The sequence below is a fragment of the Nocardioides panzhihuensis genome, assembly GCF_013408335.1.
GTDB lineage: Bacteria > Actinomycetota > Actinomycetes > Propionibacteriales > Nocardioidaceae > Nocardioides > Nocardioides panzhihuensis.
The window spans coordinates 673,224-696,890 of sequence record NZ_JACBZR010000001.1; the positions used below are offsets into that span (position 1 = coordinate 673,224).

29 protein-coding genes and 2 pseudogenes are annotated in these 23,667 nt (G+C 69.0%); 17 read left to right on the top strand and 14 right to left on the bottom strand.

What is annotated here, in order from left to right:
- Positions 1 to 46: 46 nt before the first annotated feature.
- Both BJ988_RS03050 and BJ988_RS03055 read right to left on the bottom strand, forming a co-directional pair.
- A complete protein-coding gene (locus BJ988_RS03050) occupies positions 47 to 1,270 on the bottom strand; it encodes a N(5)-(carboxyethyl)ornithine synthase (protein WP_218860560.1) in 1,224 nt (407 codons plus the stop codon).
- A gap of 101 nt (positions 1,271 to 1,371) precedes the next feature.
- Positions 1,372 to 1,749, bottom strand: coding sequence for an HTH domain-containing protein (locus BJ988_RS03055; RefSeq protein ID WP_179656653.1), 378 nt, complete (start codon positions 1,747 to 1,749; stop codon positions 1,372 to 1,374).
- Positions 1,750 to 1,805: 56 nt separating this feature from the next.
- Here BJ988_RS03055 and BJ988_RS03060 point away from each other — a divergent pair, with 56 nt between their 5' ends.
- Positions 1,806 to 2,519: an alpha/beta hydrolase gene (locus BJ988_RS03060; protein ID WP_179656654.1), complete on the top strand. Its 714-nt coding sequence runs from the start codon at positions 1,806 to 1,808 to the stop codon at positions 2,517 to 2,519.
- Positions 2,516 to 3,109: a hypothetical protein gene (locus tag BJ988_RS03065; RefSeq protein WP_179656655.1), complete on the top strand. Its 594-nt coding sequence runs from the start codon at positions 2,516 to 2,518 to the stop codon at positions 3,107 to 3,109. Before BJ988_RS03060 ends, BJ988_RS03065 begins: the two co-directional genes overlap by 4 nt.
- Positions 3,110 to 3,203: 94 nt before the next feature.
- Here BJ988_RS03065 and BJ988_RS03070 read toward each other — a convergent pair whose 3' ends face one another.
- Positions 3,204 to 3,557 carry a nuclear transport factor 2 family protein gene (locus BJ988_RS03070; protein ID WP_179656656.1) on the bottom strand — a complete coding sequence of 118 codons (354 nt, stop codon included), beginning with the start codon at positions 3,555 to 3,557 and terminating at the stop codon, positions 3,204 to 3,206.
- Positions 3,558 to 3,672: 115 nt separating this feature from the next.
- On the opposite strand from BJ988_RS03070, the gene BJ988_RS03075 reads away from it, so the two are divergent.
- The 3 genes from BJ988_RS03075 to BJ988_RS03085 all read left to right on the top strand — a co-directional run bounded on the left by BJ988_RS03075 (position 3,673) and on the right by BJ988_RS03085 (position 7,938).
- Complete coding sequence (locus tag BJ988_RS03075) at positions 3,673 to 4,467, top strand: helix-turn-helix domain-containing protein (RefSeq protein ID WP_343051433.1); 795 nt, start codon at positions 3,673 to 3,675, stop codon at positions 4,465 to 4,467.
- Between the two features lie 145 nt (positions 4,468 to 4,612).
- A complete protein-coding gene (locus BJ988_RS03080) occupies positions 4,613 to 6,937 on the top strand; it encodes a sulfatase-like hydrolase/transferase (protein ID WP_179656657.1) in 2,325 nt (774 codons plus the stop codon).
- A 26-nt stretch (positions 6,938 to 6,963) separates the two neighbouring features.
- Positions 6,964 to 7,938 carry a formylglycine-generating enzyme family protein gene (locus BJ988_RS03085; RefSeq protein ID WP_343051434.1) on the top strand — a complete coding sequence of 325 codons (975 nt, stop codon included), beginning with the start codon at positions 6,964 to 6,966 and terminating at the stop codon, positions 7,936 to 7,938.
- Between the two features lie 21 nt (positions 7,939 to 7,959).
- On the opposite strand, the gene BJ988_RS03090 is transcribed toward BJ988_RS03085, so the two are convergent.
- A complete protein-coding gene (locus BJ988_RS03090) occupies positions 7,960 to 8,412 on the bottom strand; it encodes an Lrp/AsnC family transcriptional regulator (protein WP_179656658.1) in 453 nt (150 codons plus the stop codon).
- A gap of 64 nt (positions 8,413 to 8,476) precedes the next feature.
- On the opposite strand from BJ988_RS03090, the gene BJ988_RS03095 reads away from it, so the two are divergent.
- The 9 genes and pseudogenes from BJ988_RS03095 (at position 8,477) to BJ988_RS03130 (ending at position 13,355) form a co-directional block, all read left to right on the top strand.
- On the top strand, positions 8,477 to 9,205 hold the full coding sequence (locus BJ988_RS03095) for an AzlC family ABC transporter permease (RefSeq protein WP_179656659.1): 729 nt from the start codon (positions 8,477 to 8,479) through the stop codon (positions 9,203 to 9,205).
- Positions 9,198 to 9,527: an AzlD domain-containing protein gene (locus tag BJ988_RS03100; protein WP_179656660.1), complete on the top strand. Its 330-nt coding sequence runs from the start codon at positions 9,198 to 9,200 to the stop codon at positions 9,525 to 9,527. The genes BJ988_RS03095 and BJ988_RS03100 overlap by 8 nt, the downstream gene beginning before the upstream one ends.
- Positions 9,528 to 9,546: 19 nt before the next feature.
- Positions 9,547 to 9,945 carry a low affinity iron permease family protein gene (locus tag BJ988_RS03105; protein WP_179656661.1) on the top strand — a complete coding sequence of 133 codons (399 nt, stop codon included), beginning with the start codon at positions 9,547 to 9,549 and terminating at the stop codon, positions 9,943 to 9,945.
- Positions 9,946 to 10,031: 86 nt separating this feature from the next.
- Positions 10,032 to 10,361 (top strand): nuclear transport factor 2-like protein, encoded by a 330-nt coding sequence (locus BJ988_RS03110; protein WP_179656662.1) that lies wholly within the window; start codon positions 10,032 to 10,034, stop codon positions 10,359 to 10,361.
- 4 nt (positions 10,362 to 10,365) lie between these two features.
- Positions 10,366 to 10,950, top strand: coding sequence for a DUF1349 domain-containing protein (locus BJ988_RS03115; RefSeq protein WP_179656663.1), 585 nt, complete (start codon positions 10,366 to 10,368; stop codon positions 10,948 to 10,950).
- A 484-nt stretch (positions 10,951 to 11,434) separates the two neighbouring features.
- Positions 11,435 to 11,746 carry a hypothetical protein gene (locus BJ988_RS03120; protein ID WP_179656664.1) on the top strand — a complete coding sequence of 104 codons (312 nt, stop codon included), beginning with the start codon at positions 11,435 to 11,437 and terminating at the stop codon, positions 11,744 to 11,746.
- A gap of 15 nt (positions 11,747 to 11,761) precedes the next feature.
- A pseudogene (locus BJ988_RS03125) lies at positions 11,762 to 12,460 on the top strand (DUF222 domain-containing protein); the annotation flags it as partial.
- Between the two features lie 42 nt (positions 12,461 to 12,502).
- A complete protein-coding gene (locus tag BJ988_RS30855) occupies positions 12,503 to 12,676 on the top strand; it encodes an HNH endonuclease (protein WP_343051830.1) in 174 nt (57 codons plus the stop codon).
- Between the two features lie 100 nt (positions 12,677 to 12,776).
- The gene (locus tag BJ988_RS03130; protein WP_179656666.1) at positions 12,777 to 13,355 is read left to right on the top strand and encodes an AAA family ATPase; all 579 of its coding nucleotides are present in this window, start codon (positions 12,777 to 12,779) and stop codon (positions 13,353 to 13,355) included.
- Here the strand turns inward: BJ988_RS03130 and BJ988_RS03135 are convergent.
- Positions 13,332 to 13,979, bottom strand: a complete 648-nt coding sequence (locus BJ988_RS03135) for a dihydrofolate reductase family protein (protein WP_179656667.1) — start codon at positions 13,977 to 13,979, stop codon at positions 13,332 to 13,334. The genes BJ988_RS03130 and BJ988_RS03135 overlap by 24 nt on opposite strands.
- A 156-nt stretch (positions 13,980 to 14,135) precedes the next feature.
- Here BJ988_RS03135 and BJ988_RS03140 point away from each other — a divergent pair, with 156 nt between their 5' ends.
- Together BJ988_RS03140 and BJ988_RS03145 are read left to right on the top strand one after the other, a co-directional pair.
- Positions 14,136 to 14,558 (top strand): YkvA family protein, encoded by a 423-nt coding sequence (locus BJ988_RS03140; protein WP_179656668.1) that lies wholly within the window; start codon positions 14,136 to 14,138, stop codon positions 14,556 to 14,558.
- A 52-nt stretch (positions 14,559 to 14,610) separates the two neighbouring features.
- Positions 14,611 to 15,804: a winged helix DNA-binding domain-containing protein gene (locus BJ988_RS03145; RefSeq protein WP_179656669.1), complete on the top strand. Its 1,194-nt coding sequence runs from the start codon at positions 14,611 to 14,613 to the stop codon at positions 15,802 to 15,804.
- A gap of 12 nt (positions 15,805 to 15,816) precedes the next feature.
- On the opposite strand, the gene BJ988_RS03150 is transcribed toward BJ988_RS03145, so the two are convergent.
- A complete protein-coding gene (locus tag BJ988_RS03150) occupies positions 15,817 to 16,503 on the bottom strand; it encodes a hypothetical protein (RefSeq protein WP_179656670.1) in 687 nt (228 codons plus the stop codon).
- Positions 16,500 to 17,087 (bottom strand): TetR family transcriptional regulator, encoded by a 588-nt coding sequence (locus tag BJ988_RS03155; protein ID WP_179656671.1) that lies wholly within the window; start codon positions 17,085 to 17,087, stop codon positions 16,500 to 16,502. Before BJ988_RS03155 ends, BJ988_RS03150 begins: the two co-directional genes overlap by 4 nt.
- A 111-nt stretch (positions 17,088 to 17,198) precedes the next feature.
- On the opposite strand from BJ988_RS03155, the gene BJ988_RS03160 reads away from it, so the two are divergent.
- A complete protein-coding gene (locus BJ988_RS03160; protein WP_179656672.1) occupies positions 17,199 to 18,050 on the top strand; it encodes a carbohydrate kinase family protein in 852 nt (283 codons plus the stop codon).
- Positions 18,051 to 18,060: 10 nt separating this feature from the next.
- On the opposite strand, the gene BJ988_RS03165 is transcribed toward BJ988_RS03160, so the two are convergent.
- The 7 genes and pseudogenes from BJ988_RS03165 to BJ988_RS03190 form a co-directional block, all read right to left on the bottom strand.
- Positions 18,061 to 18,807, bottom strand: a complete 747-nt coding sequence (locus tag BJ988_RS03165) for a CPBP family intramembrane glutamic endopeptidase (protein WP_179656673.1) — start codon at positions 18,805 to 18,807, stop codon at positions 18,061 to 18,063.
- Between the two features lie 85 nt (positions 18,808 to 18,892).
- Positions 18,893 to 19,672 (bottom strand): MFS transporter, encoded by a 780-nt coding sequence (locus BJ988_RS30860; protein ID WP_281365462.1) that lies wholly within the window; start codon positions 19,670 to 19,672, stop codon positions 18,893 to 18,895.
- Positions 19,673 to 19,760: 88 nt separating this feature from the next.
- Positions 19,761 to 20,111, bottom strand: a pseudogene (locus BJ988_RS31540) (MFS transporter); the annotation flags it as partial.
- 77 nt (positions 20,112 to 20,188) lie between these two features.
- A complete protein-coding gene (locus BJ988_RS03175; protein WP_179656674.1) occupies positions 20,189 to 20,932 on the bottom strand; it encodes an IclR family transcriptional regulator in 744 nt (247 codons plus the stop codon).
- A 19-nt stretch (positions 20,933 to 20,951) separates the two neighbouring features.
- Entirely contained in the window at positions 20,952 to 21,932 is a 981-nt protein-coding gene (locus BJ988_RS03180) for a DUF5829 family protein (protein ID WP_179656675.1), read from the bottom strand.
- 53 nt (positions 21,933 to 21,985) lie between these two features.
- The gene (locus BJ988_RS03185; RefSeq protein ID WP_218860562.1) at positions 21,986 to 22,633 is read right to left on the bottom strand and encodes a LysE family translocator; all 648 of its coding nucleotides are present in this window, start codon (positions 22,631 to 22,633) and stop codon (positions 21,986 to 21,988) included.
- A gap of 81 nt (positions 22,634 to 22,714) precedes the next feature.
- Positions 22,715 to 23,635 (bottom strand): LysR family transcriptional regulator, encoded by a 921-nt coding sequence (locus BJ988_RS03190; RefSeq protein ID WP_179656677.1) that lies wholly within the window; start codon positions 23,633 to 23,635, stop codon positions 22,715 to 22,717.
- Positions 23,636 to 23,667: the final 32 nt, after the last annotated feature.

Here is a 23,667-nt window from a genome sequence, read left to right on the forward strand (position 1 = left end):
GCGGCTCCATGAGCCACGCCCACTCACCGACTGGCCGTCATTGAAGTCAGTTCGAACTGACTGATCCGTTGAGCACCGATCCCGCGCGAACGTGCGGATAAGCCGGGTCGCGATCCTGGAAGCTCAGGATGCTCGGGTTGCGGATCACGCCGTCCTGGATCTCGATCGCCCGGGTGACGGTCAGGTCGGTCTCCCAGGCGGCCGGTCCTTCCATGACCGTACGCAGGAACGGCAGCAGAGCCTCGCTGATCTCCCAGGTGGCCGAGTTCCACAGGTACGACGGGGTGTGGTCGACCGCGTAGTAGTTGACGCCGTCGCCGACCGTGAACATCGGGTCGTCGAACGTCGTGGGCTTCGCCCACTCGAACCCCATGCCCTCGTCGCACGAGACGTCGACGATCAGGCTGCCCGGGGCGAACCCCGCCAGATCCTCGGTACGCAGATAGGTCAACGGTGCTGCGACGTCCTGGAGCGTGCAGTTGACGACGATGTCGTGCGATGCCAGGAACTCGGGGAGCAGCACGTCGCCATCCCTCGTGAGCACCTCGCTGAGGTGGATCTCGCCGTCGCCGGTGTTGAGCTGGGCGATGTGTGCGCCGTGGATCGGGGAGCCGACCGCCGCGACGCCGCGCTGGGTGAGGACCTGGATGTCGTGGATGCCCTGCGCCGTGAGCGCGGTCACCGCGCCCCGTGCCGTCGCACCGAAGCCGATGACGACCGCGCTCCGACGAGGCCCGTACATGCCCGTCGATCCGATGAGGCGAAGGGCATGGAGCACCGAGCAATAGCCGGCCAGCTCGTTGTTCTTGTGGAACACGTGCAGGCTGAAGTCACCGCGGTGGCTCCAGTGGTTCATCACCTCGAACGCGATGAGCGTGAGCCGGCGGTCGATCGCCGTCTGCGTCAGCCCGGTGTCCTGCACGCAGTGCGGCCATCCCCACAGCACACGGCCCTCGGGGATCACCTCCACGTCGGCAGCCTGCGGCTTCGGCAGCAGCAGCACGTCCGCCGCCTCGATCACCGCGGAGCGATCCGCGACCCTGCCGACCCGCGACTCGACGTACCCAGGCTCCAGCTGGAAGTCAGCGCCGTAGCCACGCTCGACGATCATCCGCGCGCGGATGTCGGGGTCGATCCGATCGAGGTGGTGAGGGTGGATCGGCAGCCGCCGCTCGTTCTCCATCGAGGAGGCGGCGAGCATCCCGAGGGTGAGCAGCGTGCTGCTCGACGAGCTGGGGACGATGGACAGGGGTGAATCGGTGCCGGACATCCGGACTCCCGTCATTGGGGAACCAGGGGCAGCTCCTGCCTCGATCGTACGCGCAGGCAGTCCTGCCGACGTGATCGTCAGCACGTGCGAAGGAGCCCCCGTCACCCCTGGGGCAGCAGCGCTTTGGTGAGCTTGTGCATGCTCGTCCGCGCCGAGTCGGTCGCTGTGGGGCCGAGCGCAACCAGCGCAACGATCAGCGCCGCGACCTCGTCCGGTTCGAGCGAGATGGGGTCCAGCTTCGCCCGCACATCCAGGAGATAGCCGCCTCCCGGGCCTCGCTGAACCCGGATGGGGATCCCGCTCTCACGCATCTGGGCGATATCGCGCTCGACGGTCCGAGCGGTCACCTCGAGAGCATGAGCCAGTGCGAGTGCCGACTTCGGTACGCCGCGCTGCCATCGCAGCTGCTCGATGAGGGCGTGCTGCCGCTCGATCCGACGCAGAGTCAGATGCGGATCGGCCGATCTGGAGAACGCCACAACGCGACCCTAATGCCGACATCCGCCTGTCGGCCTCTAGCCGTAGTTTGAAACGTATGACACTTCCTCTTCTTTTCCTGTCCGGTGCCGGGCTTCCCGCTTGGGTCTGGGACGAGGTTCGCTCCGGGATCGCGGCCCCGTCGGCGGTTGCTCCTCGCCCTGTGCCAGGTTCAGGCACCGTCGCTGAGTACGCGCGAGCGGCTCTCGACGCCGCCCCGGAGGGACCCTTCGGTGTCGTCGCGCACTCTGCTGGAGGCGTGGTCGCCACCGAGCTGGCACGCCTCGCCGCGGGTCGAGTGGCCGCAGTGCTCGGAGTCGCCGCGGTGATCCCCGCTTCCGGCGCCTCTTTCGCCTCTTCGCTGCCGTTCCCCAACAAGATCCTGCTCCCGCTGATCCTCCGCGTCGCGGGCACCCGACCACCCGAGTCAGTTATCCGCAAAGGCCTCGCCGCGGGGCTCGACGAAGAGACCGTGCAGCGGCTGATCGCCGACCTCGAACCCGAACCGCTGAAGTACTTCACCACCCGCACGACGGGGCACGAGGCAATGCATGCCGTGCCGCTCAAGGAGTACGTCGTCACCACGGATGATGCCGAGCTGACCGCCACCATGCAGCGAGGCTACGCAGGGCAGCTCGGCGCACGCGGCGTGACCGAGATCGCCAGCGCGCACCTGCCCATGATCACCAACTCAGCCGAGGTGATCGCCGCCGCGCAGGACCTCGCCGAGAGCCAGCCAGCAGTTTCAACCGAGCTGGGAGGCGACCGATGAGCGTCTGGGCAGAATCCGTCAAGAGCGGCTGGGCGAACCTGGTGGGCCCGGAGGCCACTCGTACGAACACCACGATCGCCCTCGGGTCCGCAGTCGTCGGAATGGTCGGGGCAGCGATGTGGGCGAGGCGCAGCGGGGCGGGCGCCGGGTCGACGACGATCATGGCCGGGTTGGCCTTGGACCTGATTGGTGGCGCGTACGTGAACAACACACGAGCGTCCGTCCGGTGGTACGAGCGTGCCGGCCAGGACGATGCCGACCACCTCAGGTTCGCAGCGCTGCACGGACATCCTGTCGTGGTCGCCTGGGCTGATCACCGCGTGGGTGCCCGCGACAACGGCGCCTCCTGGGCCCTGGCCCAGTACGGCTACATGATGCTGTCGACCGCCGTCATCCGACGTTCTCCGACCCATCGGCGCAGCCTGGGGCTGGCTCTGACCGCCGGCGGTCTCGTCCTCGACCGCGCGCTGGGAAGCTCGACGGTCGCGCCATGGTTCGCCTGGTCCTACTACCCCAAGCTGCTGATGGGGCACGCTGCGGGATCGCTCTGGCCCGAGACGGATATCGGCGTCCGGTCATCCTCTCGGTGAGGCGTCGATCAGTCCTTGGAGGGCGTCGCGCGTCCGAGGGTGAGCAGGCCCGGCCGACGGCTAGGTCCAGCCGTCGGCCGGGTCCGGTCGTGTGTCAGGCGGGCACCTTGTCGAGGAAGCCGCGTACGTCCCGGATGCGCTGGTCGTCGTCGAGGACGACCACGTCGAAGCCGATGATGATCGGCTCCTCGCCGGCCGGTCCGAGACCCCACTGGAAGCGGGCCTGCTGGTGGTGGGTGTCGACGTCTCCGACCGCGGTGAACACAAAGCCGGGGAACTGTGCGCGTACGGCCTGGATGGTCGCGGCGACCGCCTCGCGTCCCTGGACCTCGGCGAGCGGATCGACATAGACACAGTCGTCGGCCCAGTGAGTGGCCAGCAGGTCGGTGAGTGCCGACTCGTCGGTCGCGTTCCAGGTGTCGAGGTAGCGCGTCACGATGTCGTTCATGGTGTCTTCCTTCTCTCGATGGGCTTGTGGAAGAAGGTTCGCTGTCGGGCCGGGCATCGGTCGATAACCTCCGAGGTCATGGCCCTCGCGATCCCGGGTTGGCTAGCCTCGGGCCGTGACCTCGACTCTGACCTCACCGCCATCGTCGGTCGGCGGTGAGCTCCGCCGCTGGCGCGAGCTGCGCTCCCTGAGCCAGCTCGCCCTCGCCACTCAGGCAGAGGTGAGCACCCGGCACCTGAGCTACGTGGAGAACGGCCGCTCCCGGCCGACACCGGAGATGATCGTCCGGCTGGCCGAGGTGATGCGGGTGCCCATGGCCGAGCAGAACCGACTCCTGCTCGCCGGCGGCTTCGCGCCTCGTTATCCGCAGCGCGCCACCGACGACGCCACGCTCGCACCGGTGATGGCCGGTCTCCGCAGCCTGCTGGACGCCCACGCGCCGTACCCGGCCCTGCTCCTCGACGACCACTGGGACATCGTCGATGCCAACGAGCCCGTCGACGCGCTGCTCGCCGGCTGCGACCCGATGCTGCTCGAGCCGCCGCTCAACGTGATCCGCCTCTGTCTGCATCCGCGAGGGCTCGCCGGGGCCATCCGCAACCTGCCGGTCTGGCGAGCACACCTGCTCCACCAGCTCGGTCGGCGCATCACGCACACCGGCGGCGAGCCTGCCCTGGTCGCTCTCCGAGACGAGGTCACCGCCTACTCCTCCGGTGGAGAGCCGTCCGCCCGACCGTTGGCCGACCCGGTCGTCCCGCTGGAGATCGAGATTGGTGGCCATCTGCTGCGCTTCTTCAGCGTCGCCAGCCAGATCGAGAGCGCCGCCGACGTGACGCTCAACGGGCTCCATCTGGAGACCTTCGTTCCCGCCGACGACCGTACGCGGCAGGTGCTCCGCCCTTCGCGGTGATCGCGGAGTCACCCAAACCGGGTGAAGAAACCACGGCGATCTGTGCAAAGAGTGGACGTGGCCGACCACGCCGGACGGAGTCGAGTCCTGTCGATCTCGTCTGACGGTCGGTGTACTGCCCGGATCGTGGAGAAGAGGACGAGTCGTGCCCGACAAGGAATTCAACGGCGTCATCAACCTGGACGTACGGGACTCGGTCCCGGACTGGTCTCCGTACGTGCCGCCCGCGGCTAAGGAGGGCGCGCCCAACGTACTCGTCGTCCTCTACGACGACACCGGCATGGCCACCTGGTCGCCATACGGCGGTCGGGTCAACATGCCGACGCTGGATCGCCTGGCCGACAACGGACTGACCTACACCCAGTGGCACACCACCGCGCTGTGCTCGCCGACCCGGTCCTGCCTGCTGACCGGCCGCAACCACACCCGGAACGGGATCGCCTCGCTGATGGAGTCCACCAACGGGTTCCCGGGCAACTCCGGCCGGATCCCGGAGGACTGCGCGACCGTCGGCCACATCCTGCAGGACAACGGGTACAGCACGTTCTGGCTGGGCAAGGACCACAACGTCCCCGAGCAGGACAATGCCGCTGGTGGCAGTCGCAAGCAGTGGCCGCTGCAGCTGGGATTCGACCGGTTCTACGGGTTCCTCGGGGGCGAGACCAACCAGTGGTATCCCGACCTCGCCGAGGACAACCACTTCATCGAGCAGCCCTACACCCCGGAGGAGGGCTACCACCTCTCCAAGGACCTCGCCGACCGCGCGATCAAGATGCTTCGCGATCAGCAGGCCTCGAACCCGTCGAAGCCCTGGTACATGTGGTTCTGCCCGGGTGCCAACCACGCTCCGCACCACGCTCCGCAGGAGTACATCGACAAGTACAAGGGCCTCTTCGACGACGGCTACGACGCCTACCGTGAGTGGGTGCTCGCCCGGATGGTGGAGAAGGGCATCCTGCCCGAAGGCACCGAGCTTACCCCCTTCAACCCGATGCCCGAGGAGGACGCCAACCCGGCCGACTACGTCAAGCCGTGGGACGAGCTCAGCGACGACGAGAAGCGGCTCTTCGCCCGGATGGCGGAGGTCTTCGCCGGCTTCAGCGAGTACACCGACGCCCAGGTCGGTCGGATCATCGACTACCTGGAGGAGACCGGTCAGCTGGACAACACCGTCGTCTTCTACTGCGCCGACAACGGCGCGTCGGGGGAGGGGTCGACGCACGGGTCGGTGAGCGAGAACAAGTTCTTCAACAACTATCCCGACGACCTCGCCGAGAACCTGGCCCGGCTCGACGACCTCGGTGGGCCCGAGTCGTACAACCACTACCCGACCGGCTGCACGGCCGCGTTCAGCACGCCGTTCCAGATGTTCAAGCGGTACAGCCAGTACTCCGGCGGCACCTGCGACCCGTTGGTCATCCACTGGCCGAAGGGGATCGAGGCCAAGGGCGAGATCCGGCACCAGTACCACCACGTCACCGACATCGTGCCGACCATCCTGGAGCTCGCCGGACTGGAGATGCCGGAGGTGTACCGCGGGGTCGAGCAGGCGCCGTTGGCGGGCGTGTCGATGAAGTACAGCTTCGATGCCGCGGACGCGCCGACCCAGAAGAAGCGCCAGTTCTACAGCATGAGCGGCACCCGCGGGCTGTGGCAGGACGGCTGGAAGGTGGCGGCCACCCACCCGCCGATCACCGGCAAGGGCCACTTCGACGAGGACGAGTGGGAGCTCTACCACGTCGACGAGGACCGAGCGGAGTCGAAGAACCTCGCCGACCAGCACCCCGAGAAGGTCCAGGAGCTGGTCGCCGCCTGGTTCGAGGAGGCCGAGATCAACAACGCGCTGCCGCTGGACGACCGCACCGCGATGGAGCAGCTCACCCTCGACCGTCCGACGTCCGAGCCGACGCGCAGCCGCTACATCTACTACCCGGGCACCTCGGCGGTCCCGGAGGGCGTCGCGGTCAGCGTGCGAGGTCGCTCGTACAAGATCATCGCGGACGTCGACCTCAGCGAGGGCGCCGAAGGCGTGATCTTCGCGCACGGCTCCCGGTTCGGAGGGCACGCTCTGTTCATCAAGGACGACAAGCTGCACTACGTCTACAACTTCCTCGGCATCCCGCCGGAGCAGACCTTCGTCTCCGAGCCGCTGACCCCGGGACCGCACGCGCTGGGGATGGAGTTCATCCGCGAAGGCGCCGGGCCGTACAAGGAGTCGGTCGGCACCACCAACCTCTACGTCGACGACCAGATCGTGGCCAGCGGGGAGATGCGAGCCCAGGTCGGCAAGTTCACCCTGTGCGGCGACGGCCTCTGCGGCGGCTACGACAGCGCCGACGCGGTCAGCCGCAGCTACCGGGCGCCGTTCGCGTTCACCGGGGGGAAGATCCTCGGCGTCGCCGTCGACGTCAGTGGTGAGAGCTACCTCGACCTCGAGACCGAGGCTCTAGCGGCCTTGGCTCGCGACTGAGCGGGGGACGCGTAGAGTCGGGGCCCGTGGCCGAGAAGTCGAAACCGACCCGGATGATCCGTCTCGACGGCGGCACGTTCAAGATGGGCTCGGAGGCGTTCTATCCGGACGAAGGCCCGGTCCACGAGCGCACCGTCGCGGCGTTCGAGATCGATCTGCATCCGGTGACCAATGCCCAGTACGCCGCGTTCGTCGCCGACACCGGCTACCTCACCGTGGCCGAGCGGCCGCTGGACCCGGCCGACTTCCCAGGCGCCGATCCGGCTGACCTGGTCCCGGGTGGGCTCGTCTTCGTGCCCACCCGGGGGCCGGTCGACCTGCGCGACTGGCGGCAGTGGTGGGCGTGGGGTGCGGGCGCGAGCTGGAAGTCCCCGTTCGGGTCCGGGTCATCGATCGAGGGCAGGGAGAACCATCCGGTCACCCAGGTCGCCCTGGAGGATGCCCAGGCCTACGCCGAGTGGGCCGGCAAGCGACTGCCATCCGAGGCCGAGTTCGAGTACGCCGCCCGCGGCGGCCTGGCCGACGCGACGTACGCGTGGGGTGAGGAGGTGCACCCGGACGGCCGCCTGATGGCGAACACCTGGCAGGGCTCCTTCCCATGGCGCAACACCGGCGCCGCCCGATGGGTGGGCACCTCGCCGGTGGGGACCTTCCCGGCGAACGGCTACGGCCTGGTGGACTGCATCGGCAACGTCTGGGAATGGACGACCGACTTCTACACCGAGCGACACGAACCCGAGCTCGAGCGCGAGCCCGTGAACCTGCTCGAGGCGCAGGGTGGATGTGGCGACGGCTGCCGGTGTGGGCCGTCGTCGCGGGAGGCGGCTCAGGCAGCCGCGAGCGCTGAGAACGGGTCGACGATCCCGCGTCGGGTTCTCAAGGGTGGCTCGCACCTGTGCGCCCCGGAGTACTGCCTGCGCTACCGGCCGGCAGCCCGCTCACCGCAGGCTGACGACACCGCGACCACCCACATCGGGTTTCGCTGCGTACGATCGGTCTGATCTGGCTTCCCGTCCGCGGCTCTAGCCTTTGACCAGCCGCATCGTCTGGTGTGAGAGCAGGCGGCTCACCGCTGGCAGCCGCGAGATCGTCCCGAGGAGAAGCGTCTCGTACGCCTCGGGGTCGGCGACCTGGACGCGCAGGTAGTAGTCGGGCTGACCGAGCATGCGCCGCATCTCGGTGACCTCGGGAACGGCGACGGCTGCGGTCTCGAAGTCCTCGATGGTCTTGCCGTCGTTGACCGCGATGTCGATCGCGACGATGACCTCGAACCCGCGTCCGCCGCTCTTCGGGTCGATGCTGGCGTGATAGCCCCTGATCACCCCGTCGCGCTCCAGGCGCTGCACGCGGCGCAGGCAGGGCGCCGGGGTCAGTCCGACCCGTCGCGCCAGCTCGGTGTTGCTCAGTCGGGCGTCGTCTTCCAGTTCGGCAATAATTGCGCGATCCAGGTCATCGATCGGATGATCATTGCGCATAGTGGCACTTTAGCATCGTCGATGGGCAACCCAAGAGTGCCGGGACCCTCCTACGCTTGCTCGTATGCAAGTGATGGAGATGGACACGGCGAACCGCGAGCCGACAGGGGTTCGCGAGGAGATCGCCGCAGGGTGGCGGGCCGTGCTGCCCGCATGTGTCGCGGTGATCCCGCTGGGCCTCGCGCTCGGCGTGCTGGTGGTCCACTCCGGCCTCGCCTGGTGGTGGGCGCCCGTGCTCGGCGCGATCGTGTTCGCGGGCACCATGGAGTTCCTGCTGGTCGGCCTGCTGGCTGCCGCGGCGCCCTTGGCGCAGATCGCCGTCAGCACCCTGCTGGTGAACTTCCGCCACGTCTTCTACGCGATCTCGTTCCCGCTGCACCGCGTGCGCGGCGCCGGGTGGAAGGCGTACAGCACCTTCGCGCTCACCGACGAGGCCTATGCGCTCACCGTGACACCGGAGTCGGCGGAGTGGTCGCGGGCGAGGATCCTCAGCATCCAGGGTTTCTTCCATCTCGCCTGGGTGGTCTGCGTGGCCGTCGGCGCAGGGGTCGGCTCCATGATCCCGCCGGAGGTCGTGGGCCTCGAGTTCGCCGTCACCGCGCTGTTCGTCGTGCTCGGGCTCGAGGCGTACAAGGTCCGCCGGTCGCTGCCGATCCCGGCTCTCGCGCTCGCCTGCGCGATCCTCGCGGCGCTGGTCTCGGGAGAGAACATGCTGCTGATCGCGATGGGCATGTTCGCCGCGGCGCTCGTCTGCTCGTACTTCTTCGCCGCCTGGAGGAGCCGCCGTGCCTGATCCCTGGTACGTCCTGTCCGGTATCGCCGTCTCCGCGGCCGTGACCTGGGCGCTCCGCGCCGCCCCGTTCGCGATGCTGGCGCCGCTTCGGCACAGCGCGCTGATGGCCCACATCGGCGAACGGATGCCTGTCGGGATGATGGTCATCCTCGCCGTCTACACCCTCCGCGACACCGATCCTGTCGTGGCGGCGTCGGCCGGTCCGGCTGTTCTGGCACTCGCGATCACCATCGGCCTGCACCTGTGGCGCGGCAGCATGACGCTGAGCATCTTCGCCGGCACGGCCGCGTACGTCCTGGCCACCTCGGTCATCGCTGCTTGATCGGGGCTACGGTGACCGCATGACGGTAGAGAACAGCGCCAGGAAGTCACGCCAGCGAGGCGACGGGCGGAACGCCTTCGAACGCTTCGTGGAGGTGGTCACCTCTGTGGTCAGCCATGCTCCCTTCTTCTACGTGATCGTGGGCGCTCTGCTGCTGTGGGCGGTGAGCTTTCCCTTCTGGTCCTCGAGCACCAAGTGGGAGCTGGCGGTGCACACCGGGTCCTCGGTCCTCTCGTTGCTGCTGCTGGTGCTGCTCCAGAACGCTGGGCGGCGCTCGGAGCAGGCGGCCCACGAGAAGCTCAACGTCATCGCCACGGCGCTCTCCGACCTCATGGAGTCCCGGGCTCGCGACGACGAGGACCTCGCCGACTCGGTGCGTACGCTGCGCCAGGCCGTGGGGCTCGAGGAGCGACACTGAGTCCGTGGCGACCGCGTCGTCATGAGCCGGGTTCGTCACCACGTCGTGCTTACGGTGGTTACTCCACCCGCTGAGAAGGAGTGCACATGACAGACCAGACGATCCCGGAGCCGGTCGCGGCCTTCATCGAGGCCGTCAACAGACACGACGAGACCGCCTTCCTGGACGCATTCGCGGAGGGTGGAGCTGTCGACGACTGGGGACGGGTCTTCACCGGACGAGAGCAGATCAAGGGGTGGAGCGACAACGAGTTCATCGGCGCGAACGGCACCCTCGCCGTCGAAGAGGTCCAGACTGCGGGCGCCGCGGTGACCGTCGTCGGTGACTGGCGCTCCACCCATGCCAACGGACGCTCGAAGTTCGTCTTCGACGTCGACGGCGACCGGATCGCCAGAATGACCATCAGCGAGGGCTGACGCCTTGAAGCCGACGTCGATCCGCTGGGGGAGCGGGCAATGGACCCATCCGCCTGTCGCCGCTGTCGAGCGGGGTTCCGACCTCCTCGTCACCGCGGGAGAGGGGAGTGACGCCTGGCGTACGACCTCCTACGGGTTCGTCCACGACAGCGAGCACGCCCTGCTGGCTCCCTTCGACCAAGACACCGCGGTCGAGGTCGAGTTCACGGCCGCCTTCTCGCAGCAGTTCGACCAGGCCGGGATCTTCGTACGCGTCGGCGAGGCTCACTGGGTCAAGGCAGGCGTCGAGTTTGCCGACGGTCGACCGCAGGTCGGTGCCGTCGTCACCGATGGCAGGTCGGACTGGTCGCTGGCGCCGGTGCCTGACTGGCGCGACCGCAGGGTTCTCATCCGGGTCAGCCGATCCGGCGACGCGCTGGCTGTTCGGGCCGGGGTCGACGGTGGCGCTCTTCAGTTGGTTCGTCTTGTCCCGTTCGCGCCGGACCTCGTAGCTGGGGCCGGGCCGTTTACCTGTGCTCCTACGCGGGCGGGGCTCACGGTCGCCTTTCATGCTTGGCGTGTGACTGCGGCGGACGTTGGGCTGCACTGATTGGCGGCTCGCTGGCCGCCTGCGGGCGGGGGTCTTGATGTGTGTCCGTTTGGTCTCGTGTCTGGTTCCAGCACGGGTGGGGCCAATACGTTGTCTGGGTTGGGAGATTTAGAAGCAGGGTGTCTGGGTTGGTGCCATTCGGGTGTCTTGCGGGCTTCCAGCAGCGGTTCGAGTTTGGGTTGGGGATATCTGTCCCTGATCGGGTTTTCGACCTGTTTCCTTTCCTGTTTCCGCGTGCCTGGCGGCCCATAATATGTTAGGGTGGGGGTAGGCGTGAACGTGAAGGCCGACCACCTCGACAGAGGCGTGCCTCTCCGCCCGGGAGACAACGGGTGTGGGGTATTCCAGGGGATCCAGGGGCGTGAGCGCTGAGCTGCGAGGGTAAGTAATAGCCCGTGTTTGACGGGCCTCCGGGACCAGCGAACCAAAGCCGGATCTGCGTGTGTGCAGATCCTTTGAGTTCGTACGTCGGGAGGTGATCGTGATGACCGCACTGCAACAGCCCCAGCATCCTGTGCTGGAGGCCGTGGTCGCGATCACCGCCTCCCTGGACCAGGTGGCGGATGCGAATCCGTCGTTCATGGCGACCGATCAGAAGGCCGCCGCACTCGTCGAGATCGCCCGGGCCAAAGCCCAGCTGGCGGAGCTCGAGCTACGCGTGATCGCGGCTGCTGATGATGTGGCTGCGGACAGCGCTGCGCGTGATGTGGCCGCGTGGCTGCATCACCACACCCACCAACGCCCAGAGGTCCTGCGAGCCGACCTGCGGCTCGCGGCCGCGCTGGATCGGACCTAGGGCCGGGTCGCGGCGGCGATGCGCGCCGGGGATTGCAACCTCGCCCAAGCCGAGGTGATCGTCGCGGCTCTCGACGAACTGCCGGGCGACCTCGACCCCGAGATCAAGTCCAAAGCTGAAGAGGCTCTGGTCGGCTACGCGACCCAGCTCGACCCCGCCCGGCTGCGCCGCCTGGGGCGCCGGATCCTGGATCTCATCGCCCCCGAGATCGCCGAAGCCGAAGAAGCCAAACGGCTCGCAGCCGAAGAAGCCCACGCCCACAAGAAGACCCGCCTGGCCATGCGCCGGGTCGGGGACGGCACCACCCGCATCACTGCGGTCATCCCGGACGCGGCCGCGGACCGGCTCGCCACCAACCTGGAGGCCTTCGCCTCACCGCGACGCGACGACGGCACCCGCACCGAGACCGGCGACTACCTGCCCTACGACCGCAGGCTCGGACGAGCGTTCTGCCAGATGCTGGAGACCCTCGACCCGACCCGGCTCCCCATCCACGGTGGGGATGCGACCACGGTGATCGTGACCATCGACCTCGACCAGCTCCGCAAAGACGCCGGCATCGGCCAGATCCTCGGCGGCGCCCCGATCACCGCAGCCGAAGCCCGCCGGCTCGCGTGCACCGCGAACATCGTCCCCGCCGTGCTCGGCGGTGCCTCCGAGGTTCTCGACCTCGGCCGCAAGGAACGCTTCTTCACCGCCGCGCAACGCCGCGCGCTCCTGCTCAGGTCAGCGACCTGTGAAGCCGAAGGCTGCGACATCCCCGGCACCTGGGCCGAAGCCCACCACTGGCTCGCCTGGGCACAAAGCGGAACAACCGACCTCGACAACGCCGCGCTCCTTTGCAGCCATCACCACCACCGCGCCCACGACCCCGCCTACCTCCATGAACGCCTACCCAACGGCGACATCCGGTTCACCAGACGCAGATAGGCCGACCGGATCTGGCTCGAGCCGCCCGGGGATCCAATCGCCGTCGTCGACAATGCGACGGCGGTCAAGGCGCCATGCCCTCGCGCACTACGATCGCCGGATGGTTGAGGTGGCCGGCTCGGTCCGGCGGGTGTCGGTGGTCGGATCCTCGGGGTCGGGCAAGTCGACGGTCGCCAGAAGGTTGGCGGGCATCCTTGGCGTGCCGTACATCGAGCTCGATGCGATTCATTGGCGTCCGGGGTGGGTCGAGGAGGAGCCGGAGGTGTTCGCGGACAGGGTCCGCGAGGTGACCCGCGCAGACGCTTGGGTCATCGACGGGAACTACCAGAGCAAGGTCGGCACCTTGGTGTGGGAGCAAGCGGAACTCGTCGTCTGGGTCAATCCGCCGCGGTGGCGCGTGATGGTGCAGGTCACCCTGCGTACGCTGCGGCGCGCCGCGAGGCGTGAGGAGCTCTGGAACGGCAACCGTGAGGGCTGGGGCGGGCTTCGGCTCTGGAGGTCGAGCGACTCGGTGATCCGCTGGGCGTGGGACTCGTACGCGCCGCAGATCGAGAGGTATGAGGCAGCGCTGGTCGACCCTCGCCATGCCCCTCTCCGGTTCGTCCGACTTCGCTCGAGGAGGGACGTCGAACGGTTCCTCGAACAATTGGGCCGGTCAGGGCTGCGGGGCTGCGGCTGACTTCCGGGTGAAAGTCAGGTGGGTGACACCGCTGGGGGTCGAGACGGCCTCGATGTCGTAGTCGTTCTCGGCGCCCTCCAGACCATCCCAGACGCGTATGCCGCGACCGAGGACGATCGGGACCTGGACCAGGTGCATCAGATCGACGAGGCCGGCGGCGACGAAGTCCCGCACCACCGTCGCACCGCCCCCTAGGCGTACGTCCTGGCCATCGGCCGCCTCGAAGGCGGCGGCCAGGGCCTCGGCCGGGGGAGCGTCGAGGAAGTGGAAGGTGGTGCCACCCTCCATCTCCAGCGACGGACGCGGTCGATGGGTGAGGACGAAGGTCGGCGAGTGGAACGGTGGGTTGGGACCCCACCAGCCCTTCCAGTCGGTGTCGTCCTGCCAGCCCGGCGGTCCGAACTTGTTCGCGCCCATGATCTCGGCCCCGATGCCCTGGCTGTGCTGCCGCGCGAGAGCATCGTCGACGCCCGCGGAGCCGGCGGCGTCCCAGAAGCGGGTGGCGAACATCCACTCGTGCAGGCGCTCACCGGCGTGGCCGAACGGCGCCTCGGCCGACTGGGGCTCGCCGGTCGCGAAGCCGTCGAGGGAGATCGAAAGATTGTGGACTCTGGTGAGTGGCATGGGTTCCTCCGTGGACCATGACGGCGCCGAGGTCAGCTCGTCGCCTGATCGAGCGTACTGCTCGCGGACGGAGACGACGACGCCTTTCTCCGGGCCGCCGTGGTGGAATCACGAGGTGCCGCGCCGTCGGAGCGCGGCGTGCCTCGGAGGATGACGATGACCGGCTCGTTCTGGTGGGACCTGGCGATCGGCGTCGTGGCTGCCCTGCTGCTCACCTGGATCGGTCTCGTCGTTGCGTTGCTCGTCGTCCGTCCGCGCGGCGAGCTGCTGCGCGAGGCGCTGCGGATCCTGCCCGACGTGGTGCGGCTGCTGCGTCGGCTCGCGGCCGACAGATCGATGCCTCGCGGCGTACGGGTCAGGCTCGGGCTGCTCATGGTCTATCTCGCTCTGCCGATCGACCTGGTGCCCGACTTCATCCCGGTGCTGGGTTACGCCGATGACGCGATCATCGTTGCCGCCGTCTTGCGCGGCGTCGTCCGTCGAGCCGGGATCGACGCGGTTCGAGCCCATTGGCCAGGCACCGAGGACGGGTTCGCCGCGCTGGTGCTGATTGCGGGCCTTGATCGCGGCCCGCGCTGAGATCCCGGAACGGAGCCGCGTGACGTCGCTGGCCGGGACGTATTCTGGGCTGATGGCCGAGCGGCTCGAGCGGGAGAAGGTGGTTGCGTTCCGCCTCGCGTCGCACCATCTCGACGTCCGGCTGGACGCGGAGGAACTGCTGGCGGCCGCCGCACGATGTGGCGTCCAGGACAGTCCGCCCGGTTCGGCGCTGCTCGCCTTCCATGCGCGGGTCGAGGGCGTGAGCGCCGACGCGATCGAGGCGGCGCTCCAGGACAGGAGCATGCTGCTGACGTGGAGCATGCGGGGCGCGCCGTACTACCTACCCGCCACCGACGCGGACGTGTATACGACCGGGGTGCTGCCGGTGACCGAGGACGCCCGACGGCACTTCGTGCAAGGCGTCGGGGAAGCAGTCGACCGACTCGACCTGACCGTCACCGAGGCGGTCGACATCGTCACCCCGGCGGCGCGAGAGGTGCTGTCGGGGCGGCAGCTGGCGATCGACGAGCTCGGAGCGGAGGTTGCCGAGCGGGTCGAGCCCGAGCTGACCGCGCAGCAGCGCCGAGTCTGGAACGAGGAGGGGCCCTACGCGAAGGGTCAGCCCATCGGCGAGGCGGTGGTGCACTTCTGTGTTCGCCTGATGGCGCTGCAGCGGACCGTCTGCTTCGCACCGCGGGCCGGGAACAAGGCTCCGTTCGTCCTGACCGAGGAATGGTTCGACCGTCCCCTCGCGAAAGCAGAGCCCGAGACGTCGCGCGCCGAGCTGCTCCGGCGCTACCTGCGCTCCTACGGGCCGTCCGATCGGGCCGGGTTCGCCGCCTGGCTGGGGGTGCGGGTCGGCGACGTCGATCCGTTGTGGAGCCAGCTCGACGACGAGCTGGTGGAGGTCGACTTCGACGGGACGGCCTGGATCCTGGCAGCCGACCTCGACACGCTCCGAGCGGCGAAGAAGCCCACGGGCGTACGGATGCTTCCTCCCCGGGACCCCTACACCCAGCTGCGGGACCGGGTGACGATCGTGAAGAGCGCGCATCACCGGCACGTCTGGAGAGCCGCCGGTGCGCCCGGCGCCGTCCTCGCCGACGGCGAGATCATCGGCACCTGGCGCGGCCGCAAGTGCGGTCGGAAGCTGCACATCGAGCTCGAGGCGTTCCATGCGTTCACGCCGCTGAGCCGCAAGCGGCAGGAGGCGCTCGTGGCAGAGGCGGAGAGCCTCGCACCACTTCGGAACGCGTCCGAGGTCGCGGTCGACTTCACCGACTGAGGGCGCGCCCGGTCAGCCGGGCCAGTAGGTCCCGGTGGCCAGGTAGGTGCCGCCGTTGACGATCAGGAAGAGGGACGCCGCGGCGAGGAGAGCGGTCATGACGTACGCAGCCGGGCGGGCGGTGCTGCGAGCGAACCCGATCGCGCGCTGGACTGGGCGGGAGTCCCGGCCGGCAGCGAGAGTGAGCACGACGAGACACAGTGGCGCCTGGCTGATCAGGAACCATCCGGTGAAGACGGCAGCGACGGCGAGCATGCTCTGCATGCTCGCGCCGATCGTGGCGACGCCGAAGAAGCTGGGGTCGGTCAACGCGCTCACGCCCCAGAAGGTGCCCATCAGGCTCATCCCGACGGGTCCGGCCAGCCTCGGCTTCGTCTTCTCCGGCTTCGTGTCGTTGCGGTGGGCCCAGCGGTAGGCGGCCCAGAGCCCGAGGCCGGCGGCGAGGACCAGCTGCACCGTCAGGCGCACCGGGTCGGGGACCGTGAACAGGTTGCGCAGCCAGGCGGCGACGTGCTGGACGGACTCGCCGAGCGCGATCCCGGTCAGGACGGTGGCGAGCCAGGCCGTCCCGAAGAACAGCATGATCACGCGGCGCCGGACGCCGGCAGCCAGCGCAGGTACGACCACGAGCGCACCGAACGGGTCCAGGCCGGCGATTCCGAACCCGACGATGCCGCCGATCGCGGCCAGCGGGTTCACGAGCGTGCCTCGGCCGGCACGAGCGGGGAGAAGAGCGTCACCAGATGGTCGACGGCGGCGCCCTGCTCGATCACGCCGGCCTGAATGGCGGTGACGAGGCTGTCGGCTGCGCCCTGGAACATCGCCAGCAACGCGATCTCCTCACCCGCCGGTGCGCCGAACATCTCCCGGCAGACCCAGGAGAACGCCTCGGGCACCTCGAAGAAGTGGTCCTCGACCTCCTCGGTAGCGGCGCGGGCCGCGGAGACCGTGTCGTAGACCGCGCCCGCATCCAGGCTGTGGCCGACATAGGTCCGCGCCAAGACCGCCAACAGCTCGGTCGGGGACGCCCCGGCCCGTCGCGCGTCTTCGAGCGCGTCGAGCACGACCGTCTCGTAGCCGGTCACGATCTGCCGTTCCATCTGGGTCAGCAGGTCGGCGAGGGAGTCGAAGAGGCGGTAGGCGATCGGCTTGGAGACCCCGCAGGCCTCGGCCACCCGGGCGAGCGTGACGGCTCGCCCGCCTTCGATACGGGCGATCGCCACACCTGCTGCCACCAGCATCTCTCGCCGTTGCGCGGCAGGCAGGCGCGTCGAGCCACTCACGATCGTTCCTCCGGGGGATAAGTTACTGTCCGTAACATTAGCAACCCGCAACAAGCGCCCGGCTCCTGTGATCGCGGTGCGTGACACCGGCCGATGGTGCTGAATAGGGGCATGTCTTCGACTCCGCAGGTCGTGGTGTGCGGTCCCACGTCCTGGAACCACTTGATCGCCCTGGACCGTCTGCCGGAGCCGGTGCCTCACATGCAGTTCGCGCGCCGGTCCTGGCACACGGTCGGGGGCACCTCCGCAGGAAAGGCGCTCCATCTCGCCGGGCTCGGCGTCGACGTACGTCTGTGGGCCCAGCTCGGCGGCGACGAGGACGGCGCGCGGCTGCAGGAGCGGCTGCGCGGGACCGGTGTCGTCGTCGAGGCGATCGCCAGCGAGCAGACCGAGCGGCACATCAACCTCATGGCCGACGGGGGAGGCCGGGTCTCGTTGTACGTCTCCACCCCGTCGACCCCGAGCGTCGACGCGGTCGAGGCGGCGGTGAGCGCGATCGCTGCCGCGGATCTCGCGGTGGTCGATCTGAGCGAGCTGGGGCGGCTGGTGCTCGGGGCGATGTCGACGCCGCGGACACCTCTGTGGATGGACCTGCACGACTACGACGGCGTCGCCACCTTCCGCGAGCCCTTCCTGCGCGCCGCCGAAAGCGTGTTCATGAACGACGACGGCACCGATGACCCGTGGCGACTGATGGCCTCGTGTCTCGATCGCGGCCCCCGCCTCGCGGTCTGCACCCTGGGTGCGAAGGGTGCGATCGCGCTGGAGGCGGATGGGTCCCGGCACGAGGTGGCTGCGGTGCCCGCCACCGTCGTCGACACCAACGGAGCCGGCGACGCGTTCATGGCGGGCTTCCTGGCCGCGAGGCTGCGTACGGAGCCGGTCGCCGTCGCCCTACGGGCTGCGGCAGAGCAGGCCCGGGTCGCGATCGAGACCGAGCACCTCCACCCGGCGCTCGTCTGACGGCGCTCGGCTAACGGCGGCGCGCGTACTCGAGGAGTGCTGCGACCAAGCCGCCCGCGATGATCGCTGCGGCGAAGGTGGTCATCTGGATCGTGTCGTCGCCGACGAACGCCAGGGCCAGGTTCGCGCCGAGATGGATGAGCGTGCAGGTCGCCATCCGCTGCCAGAACGAGCCGGACATGACATAGACCATCGTCAACGTCAGCGCGACCGCACCGAGGATGAACGCGGCGAGCTGGAGCGGGGGCAGCGTGTAGTACTGGACGTGCCACAGTCCGAACAGCACGCCGGTGATGACCCCGGAGACCGGGCGAGACAGCCACCGCTGCAGACCTTGGAGCAGCACTCCCCGGAACCCGATCTCCTCGGTGAGGGCGCCGAGCGCCTGCAGGAGGACGAAGACGACGACCGGGGCTCCACCGATCTGTGACGGCACGTTCGGAGCGCTTCCGCGGGCGACCGAGACGACGACGAAGTACGCCGCGACCACCGCCAGCGCCACCAAGAGCGAGGTTGCCAGCCTCTGCGACGAGACCCTGGGGATCGACCAGGGCTCACGGCCACGAATGAGCGGCCAGGCGGTAGCCGCGCCGATCGCCGGGGCCAGCATTACCAGCACGAACAGCTCTGGGTCCAGGCCGGTCATCGGCTGAACCGCCAGCAGCGCTCCCGCCCCGATGGCAGACCCCGCGAACCAGACGGTCAATGCGGTCGCAACACGTGCAGGTGCGGGGGTGGTCTGCGTGGTCGTCGTCATGGGCCGAGGTTGGCAAAGGCCGTCGGCATGGGCAACAACATTTCCTGCCTCGGGACGGGGAAGCGGACTGCTTCTGGGTTCTGGCCTAGCTTTCGGGGTGCGCCGGCACCGTCAGCAGGGCCAGCATGGCGATGACGGCGGCTCCGGCGAAGGCGTAGAAGCCCCACGGGTAGGCGATGCCGGCGGTCAGGAGCGCGCCGCCGAGGAACGGCCCGACGATGGCGCCGACCCGGCCGATGCCGGCGGACATGCCGAGCGCGGTGCCGCGGGTCCTGGCGGGATAGAGGTGGCTGACGAACGCGTAGACCAGCACCTGCGCGCTGAAGACGAAGATTCCGGCGGCGAGCACCGCGCCGTAGACCAGGAAGCTGTTCTCCATCTTGATCGACAGCAGGGCCAGCATCACCGCGGCGACGCCGAACCAGGTCACGACGGTCGGCTTGTTGCCCCTGGCATCGGAGATCAGGCCGGCGAGGACCAGGCCGATCACGGCGCCGACGTTGAGGGTGAGGAGCAGGCCGAGCCCGGCGTCGAGGGAGTAGCCAGCCTCGCCCATGATCGTGGGCAGCCAGGTGTTCAGGCCGTAGACCAGCAGGAGCCCGCAGAACGACGCTGCCCACAGTCCCAGGCTGACCCACAGCAGGCGGCCGCGAACGACCTCGGAGGGGCGTACCTTCTCGGCCCCGACCGTCTCCAGGTAGGCCTGCGACTCCGGGAGCTTCGCCCACATCACCGGCACCGTCAGCAGCCCCGCGACACCGCCGATCACGAACATCGCCTCCCAACCCAGCTTCGGGATCACCCACAGAGCAAGCAGGGCGGTGAGCACGGCGCCCACGTGATAGCCGGTCATCATCCGGGTCATCGCGGTGCCCGAGCGTCCCTGGCGGGCGTGCTCGCATGAACGCCAGGGCCGTCGGCAGGCAGGCGCCCAGGCCAAGCCCCGCCAGAAAACGCAGCGCGATGAACACCGTGGCGTTCGGAGCGAAGGCGACGGCAAGGGTCAGCACGGAGAACAGCGCGATGCTGCTGATCAGCGTCACCCGGCGGCCGAACCGGTCGGCGAGCGGACCGATGGCCACGGCACCGATGCCGACACCCACCAGGCCGAGCGTGGCGGCGGTGGTCAGCGACGCCCTGGTGAACCCGAGCGCGCCGGTGTCGGCCAAGGTGGGGATCACCGCGCCGAGCACGACGAGGTCGTAGCCGTCCAGGGCGACGGCGAGCCAGCAGAGCATGACCGGCCAGAGGCTGCGGGTGGCGCCCCCGGCAGCGGCGGTCGATGTGGTTGGGGACACATTCATGGAACGAACCTAAGAGGTGATGCCTCTGTGACTGTCGCCACTGCTTCCATTCAGTGGAAAGTGTTGGCAAATTGTCGTTACAGTCGGCGCCCGATCGACTGGGCGGCGACGCGGAGCGCGCCGTACAACCGCTGTTCGCTCCCCTTGAGCGAGGCGACCACCAGGCCGAGGGATGCGACCACCTGGTCGCCCTGATAGATGGGTACGGCGATGGAGCAGGCGCCGAGGGTCATCTCCTCACGGGTCGTGGCATAGCCCTTCTCGAGCACCTGTCGCAGCTGCCGACGGAGGGTGCCGGGCTGGGTGATCGTGTAGGACGTGATCCGGGTGAGCCCGGCCAGCACGGTGTCCTGGACCTCGCCCGGGGCGTGGGCGAGGAGGACCTTGCCGACGCCGGTGGCGTGCAGCGGAAGGCGTCCGCCGACCTTGCTCACGACCGGGACGGACTGGTTGCCGCGCAGCCGGTCGAGGTAGACCACCTCGGTCCCTTCGCGTACGGCGAGATGCACGGTGGCGCGGGTCGCCCCGTAGAGGTCGTGGAGGAACGGCTCGGCGACCTGGCGCAGTCCGGTCTCGGCAGGTGCCAGGTGGCCGATGTCCCAGATCTTGCGGCCGATGACGTACTCGCCGGTCGGCAGCCGATCCAGGGCGCCCCACCGGGAGAGCTCGCCCAGAAGGCGATGAGTCGTGGCGAGCGGAATCTCCGAGCGCTCGGCGATGTCGCTGAGCGACATCGCCCGGTGCTGCTCGTCGAACGCGCCCAGGATCGCCAGCGCCCGGCTGGTCACGCTCGTGCCGGCCTGCCGACTGTTCCCTGCCATCGTTGCGGAGGCTACTACCTCAGCCCCCGAAGGCGGGGTGCAGCGGCTCGCCGGAGCCGTTGGACCGAGTCGCCGGGGTGGCCTCGATCGGATCGAAGGTCCACAGCGCGTACGCCCCCGGGCCGACATGCAGCGTCGAGCTGCCGATCGTCTCGGTGTGCGGCTCCTCGGCCGGCTCGTTGAGAGCGAGGACGATGTGGCGTACGCCTGCCTCCTCGGCCGGCACCGGGAGCAGACGGATCGTGGTCATGCCGTCGAAGGCGAGGACGCCGCCGCTCTTCAGGACGCGGATCGTGATCCCGGCGGCCCGCCACAGCGGCACCATCTTCTCGATGTCGGCTTCGGTGGTGGCGATCTGGATGCCGATGACGTCGCGCATCTGATGGTCGAGGTAGCGGTCACGGTTGTAGCGGTCGCGGCTGACGTCACCCTCGTAGGCGGCCGGCGGGAAGCTGAGCCGCGGGTCTTCGAGGAACTCGTCGCGATACTCCATCGCCCAGGAGAAGAAGGTGTCGTAGGTGGCCGTCGGGTAGGTGACGTCGAACCAGGGGATCGGCTCGCCGTCGCCGAGATCGGTCACCTGGGTGAACTCGACCGGGTCGACGCCGAGGTCGTGCAGGTTGGCGGAGGCCGTCGCCAGGTCGCCGTCCTTGTCCGCCGAGACGGCGAGCCCGGTGTCACCGGCGACGGCATCGGGCGCGTCGCCCGGTCCGAAGAACTCCAGGTAGGTCTCCTTGCCGAGCAGGTAGCGACCGGTCCAGGTCTGGCTGCCGTCGTTGCCGGTGTTGATCCGGCGGTCGGCGAACCTCCCGAGATACTCCGAGTGCTCGATCGCGTCGGCCGTCTCCCGGTCGACCATCGCCCAGGCGTGGTTGAAGGCCAGCAGCGGGTCTTGTCGCTCCTGCTCCTCGGCTTGGGCAGGGGCCGCTGCCCCCGAAGCGATGACGAGTGCGGCGGTCGCAGCCGCGATGAAGCCCGAGATTCTCCATTGAGTCCGCATGGCTCCCAGTCTGGTTCACCCGGACGTTCCTGTCCTCGAAATGTCGCGGCAGGTCAGGCGCCGTGGCTCGCGGTGGCCATGGTGGCGCCGAGGCCGATCATGACGACACCGCCGCCTGCGCCGAGGCTGTCGAGGCGCTTGGGCTTGCGGGCGAACCAGGCCTTCGCGCGGCTGGCGGCGAAGACCCAGCCGGAGTCGCAGGTGAAGGCCATCGCCGAGAAGATCGCGCCGAGCAGAAGGATCTGAGGGACCGCCGGTGCCGAGGCGTCGATGAACTGAGGCAGGAAGGCCAGGTGGAAGACGATCGTCTTCGGGTTGGTCGCCCCGACGATGAGCCCGGTGCGGATCGCTCCCCAGGCGGTCGTCTGCGCGACGTCCTCGCCGTGGAGGGCGGCCCGGGCGTCAGCGCGGTGGCGGATCGCCTGGACGCCGAGATAGATGACGTACGCCGCGCCGACCAGCTTCACGACGGTGAACGCGGTCGCGGAGGCCGCCACCAGCGCGCCCAGCCCGACGGCCACCGCCAGGACCTGACCGAACTGCCCCAGCGCGTTGCCGCCCACGGCGAGCACCGCCTCGCGCCGGCCCGCGGTGAGGGCGCGCCCGAGAGCGAAGAGCACGCTCGGGCCGGGAATCAGGATGAAGATGACGGATGCGAGCGCGAAGGCGGCGAACTGGCTCAGGGTCGGCACGTCAGTCATTCTGCGGCAGCGTTGTGGTGACGTACGAATGATTTCTGGTGGGCGAGACGCGCTGCTCGGCGCCGGGCGCTCGGATCTGCCCTAACCGGCGCCCGCCCCGGCGAGGGAGGTGGCGACCCTTCTGAGCTCGGCGAGGGCGCAGGCGATCTCGGGCTGGCGCGAGGTGCCGCTGCGTACGCTGGTCCGGACGTGCCGGACGGGGCTGGCCTCGCCGCGCAGCGGGATCCGGACCAGGCCGTCCGAGTGGGGAATCCGGGCCAGGCGGGGCACCAAGGCGACGCCCAAGCCAGCAGTGACCAGGGCGGCGCCGGTGTCCCACTCGACGACCTCGTGGGCGTGCTCGGGGGTGAAGCCGGCCGCGGCACAGGCGGCGGTCACGAGCTGGTGGTAGGGACGGCCGGGGTGCTCCATGATCCAGTGCTCCTCGGCGGCGTCGGCGAGCCTGACCCGGGAGCGTGTGGCGAGGGGGCTGTCGGCGGGGACCAGGAGGTCGAGCGCGTCCTCCATCAGCCGCTCCTGCTCGAAGCGCGGGTCGGCGGTCGGCGGGAGCTCGGACATGCTGACCACCACGGCGACGTCGACGTGGTCGGCGAGAAGCATGTCGAAGCACACGTCCGGGTCGGCCTCGATGATCCTGATCGTGGACTGTGGGAACGCCTGGCTGACCGCCACCGCGACCGGGGGAAGCAGAGCCGATGCGGCCGTCGAGAACCCGGCCATCCGGAGGTAGCCGCGGGAGGTCCCCGAGGCCTGCTGGACGTCGGCGCGGATCTCCTCCCACTGGGTGAACAGGTCGTGGGTGCGCTCGAGCAGGGTGAGGGCGGCCCCGGTGAGACGTACGCCGCGACCCTCCGGCACCAGCAGCGTCGCGCCCACGTCGCGGGCGAGCGTGCGGAGCTGGTGGGAGATGGCCGAAGGGGTGTACCCGAGGTCGGCGGCGGCGGCCGAGACGGTGCCGCGCTCGGCGACCACCCTGAGCACGTGGAGCCGCGGGTCGATCATGGTTCTGATTGTGCAATCAGATCGCATGGTAA

Excerpts from the sequence above, each read along its gene's own strand:
- BJ988_RS03165 (WP_179656673.1), bottom strand. The coding sequence starts at position 18,807 with ATGACGACGACCACGCAGACCACCCCCGCACCTGCACGTGTTGCGACC.
- BJ988_RS30860 (WP_281365462.1), bottom strand. The coding sequence starts at position 19,672 with ATGACCCGGATGATGACCGGCTATCACGTGGGCGCCGTGCTCACCGCC.
- BJ988_RS03070 (WP_179656656.1), bottom strand. The coding sequence starts at position 3,557 with ATGAACGACATCGTGACGCGCTACCTCGACACCTGGAACGCGACCGAC.
- BJ988_RS03160 (WP_179656672.1), top strand. The coding sequence starts at position 17,199 with ATGTCTTCGACTCCGCAGGTCGTGGTGTGCGGTCCCACGTCCTGGAAC.
- BJ988_RS03095 (WP_179656659.1), top strand. The coding sequence starts at position 8,477 with ATGCAAGTGATGGAGATGGACACGGCGAACCGCGAGCCGACAGGGGTT.
- BJ988_RS03050 (WP_218860560.1), bottom strand. The coding sequence starts at position 1,270 with ATGTCCGGCACCGATTCACCCCTGTCCATCGTCCCCAGCTCGTCGAGC.
- BJ988_RS03190 (WP_179656677.1), bottom strand. The coding sequence starts at position 23,635 with ATGATCGACCCGCGGCTCCACGTGCTCAGGGTGGTCGCCGAGCGCGGC.
- BJ988_RS03060 (WP_179656654.1), top strand. The coding sequence starts at position 1,806 with ATGACACTTCCTCTTCTTTTCCTGTCCGGTGCCGGGCTTCCCGCTTGG.
- BJ988_RS03105 (WP_179656661.1), top strand. The coding sequence starts at position 9,547 with ATGACGGTAGAGAACAGCGCCAGGAAGTCACGCCAGCGAGGCGACGGG.
- BJ988_RS03110 (WP_179656662.1), top strand. The coding sequence starts at position 10,032 with ATGACAGACCAGACGATCCCGGAGCCGGTCGCGGCCTTCATCGAGGCC.
- BJ988_RS03130 (WP_179656666.1), top strand. The coding sequence starts at position 12,777 with ATGGTTGAGGTGGCCGGCTCGGTCCGGCGGGTGTCGGTGGTCGGATCC.
- BJ988_RS03180 (WP_179656675.1), bottom strand. The coding sequence starts at position 21,932 with ATGCGGACTCAATGGAGAATCTCGGGCTTCATCGCGGCTGCGACCGCC.
- BJ988_RS03120 (WP_179656664.1), top strand. The coding sequence starts at position 11,435 with ATGACCGCACTGCAACAGCCCCAGCATCCTGTGCTGGAGGCCGTGGTC.
- BJ988_RS03145 (WP_179656669.1), top strand. The coding sequence starts at position 14,611 with ATGGCCGAGCGGCTCGAGCGGGAGAAGGTGGTTGCGTTCCGCCTCGCG.
- BJ988_RS03140 (WP_179656668.1), top strand. The coding sequence starts at position 14,136 with ATGACCGGCTCGTTCTGGTGGGACCTGGCGATCGGCGTCGTGGCTGCC.
- BJ988_RS03175 (WP_179656674.1), bottom strand. The coding sequence starts at position 20,932 with ATGGCAGGGAACAGTCGGCAGGCCGGCACGAGCGTGACCAGCCGGGCG.
- BJ988_RS03185 (WP_218860562.1), bottom strand. The coding sequence starts at position 22,633 with ATGACTGACGTGCCGACCCTGAGCCAGTTCGCCGCCTTCGCGCTCGCA.
- BJ988_RS03065 (WP_179656655.1), top strand. The coding sequence starts at position 2,516 with ATGAGCGTCTGGGCAGAATCCGTCAAGAGCGGCTGGGCGAACCTGGTG.
- BJ988_RS03090 (WP_179656658.1), bottom strand. The coding sequence starts at position 8,412 with ATGCGCAATGATCATCCGATCGATGACCTGGATCGCGCAATTATTGCC.
- BJ988_RS03135 (WP_179656667.1), bottom strand. The coding sequence starts at position 13,979 with ATGCCACTCACCAGAGTCCACAATCTTTCGATCTCCCTCGACGGCTTC.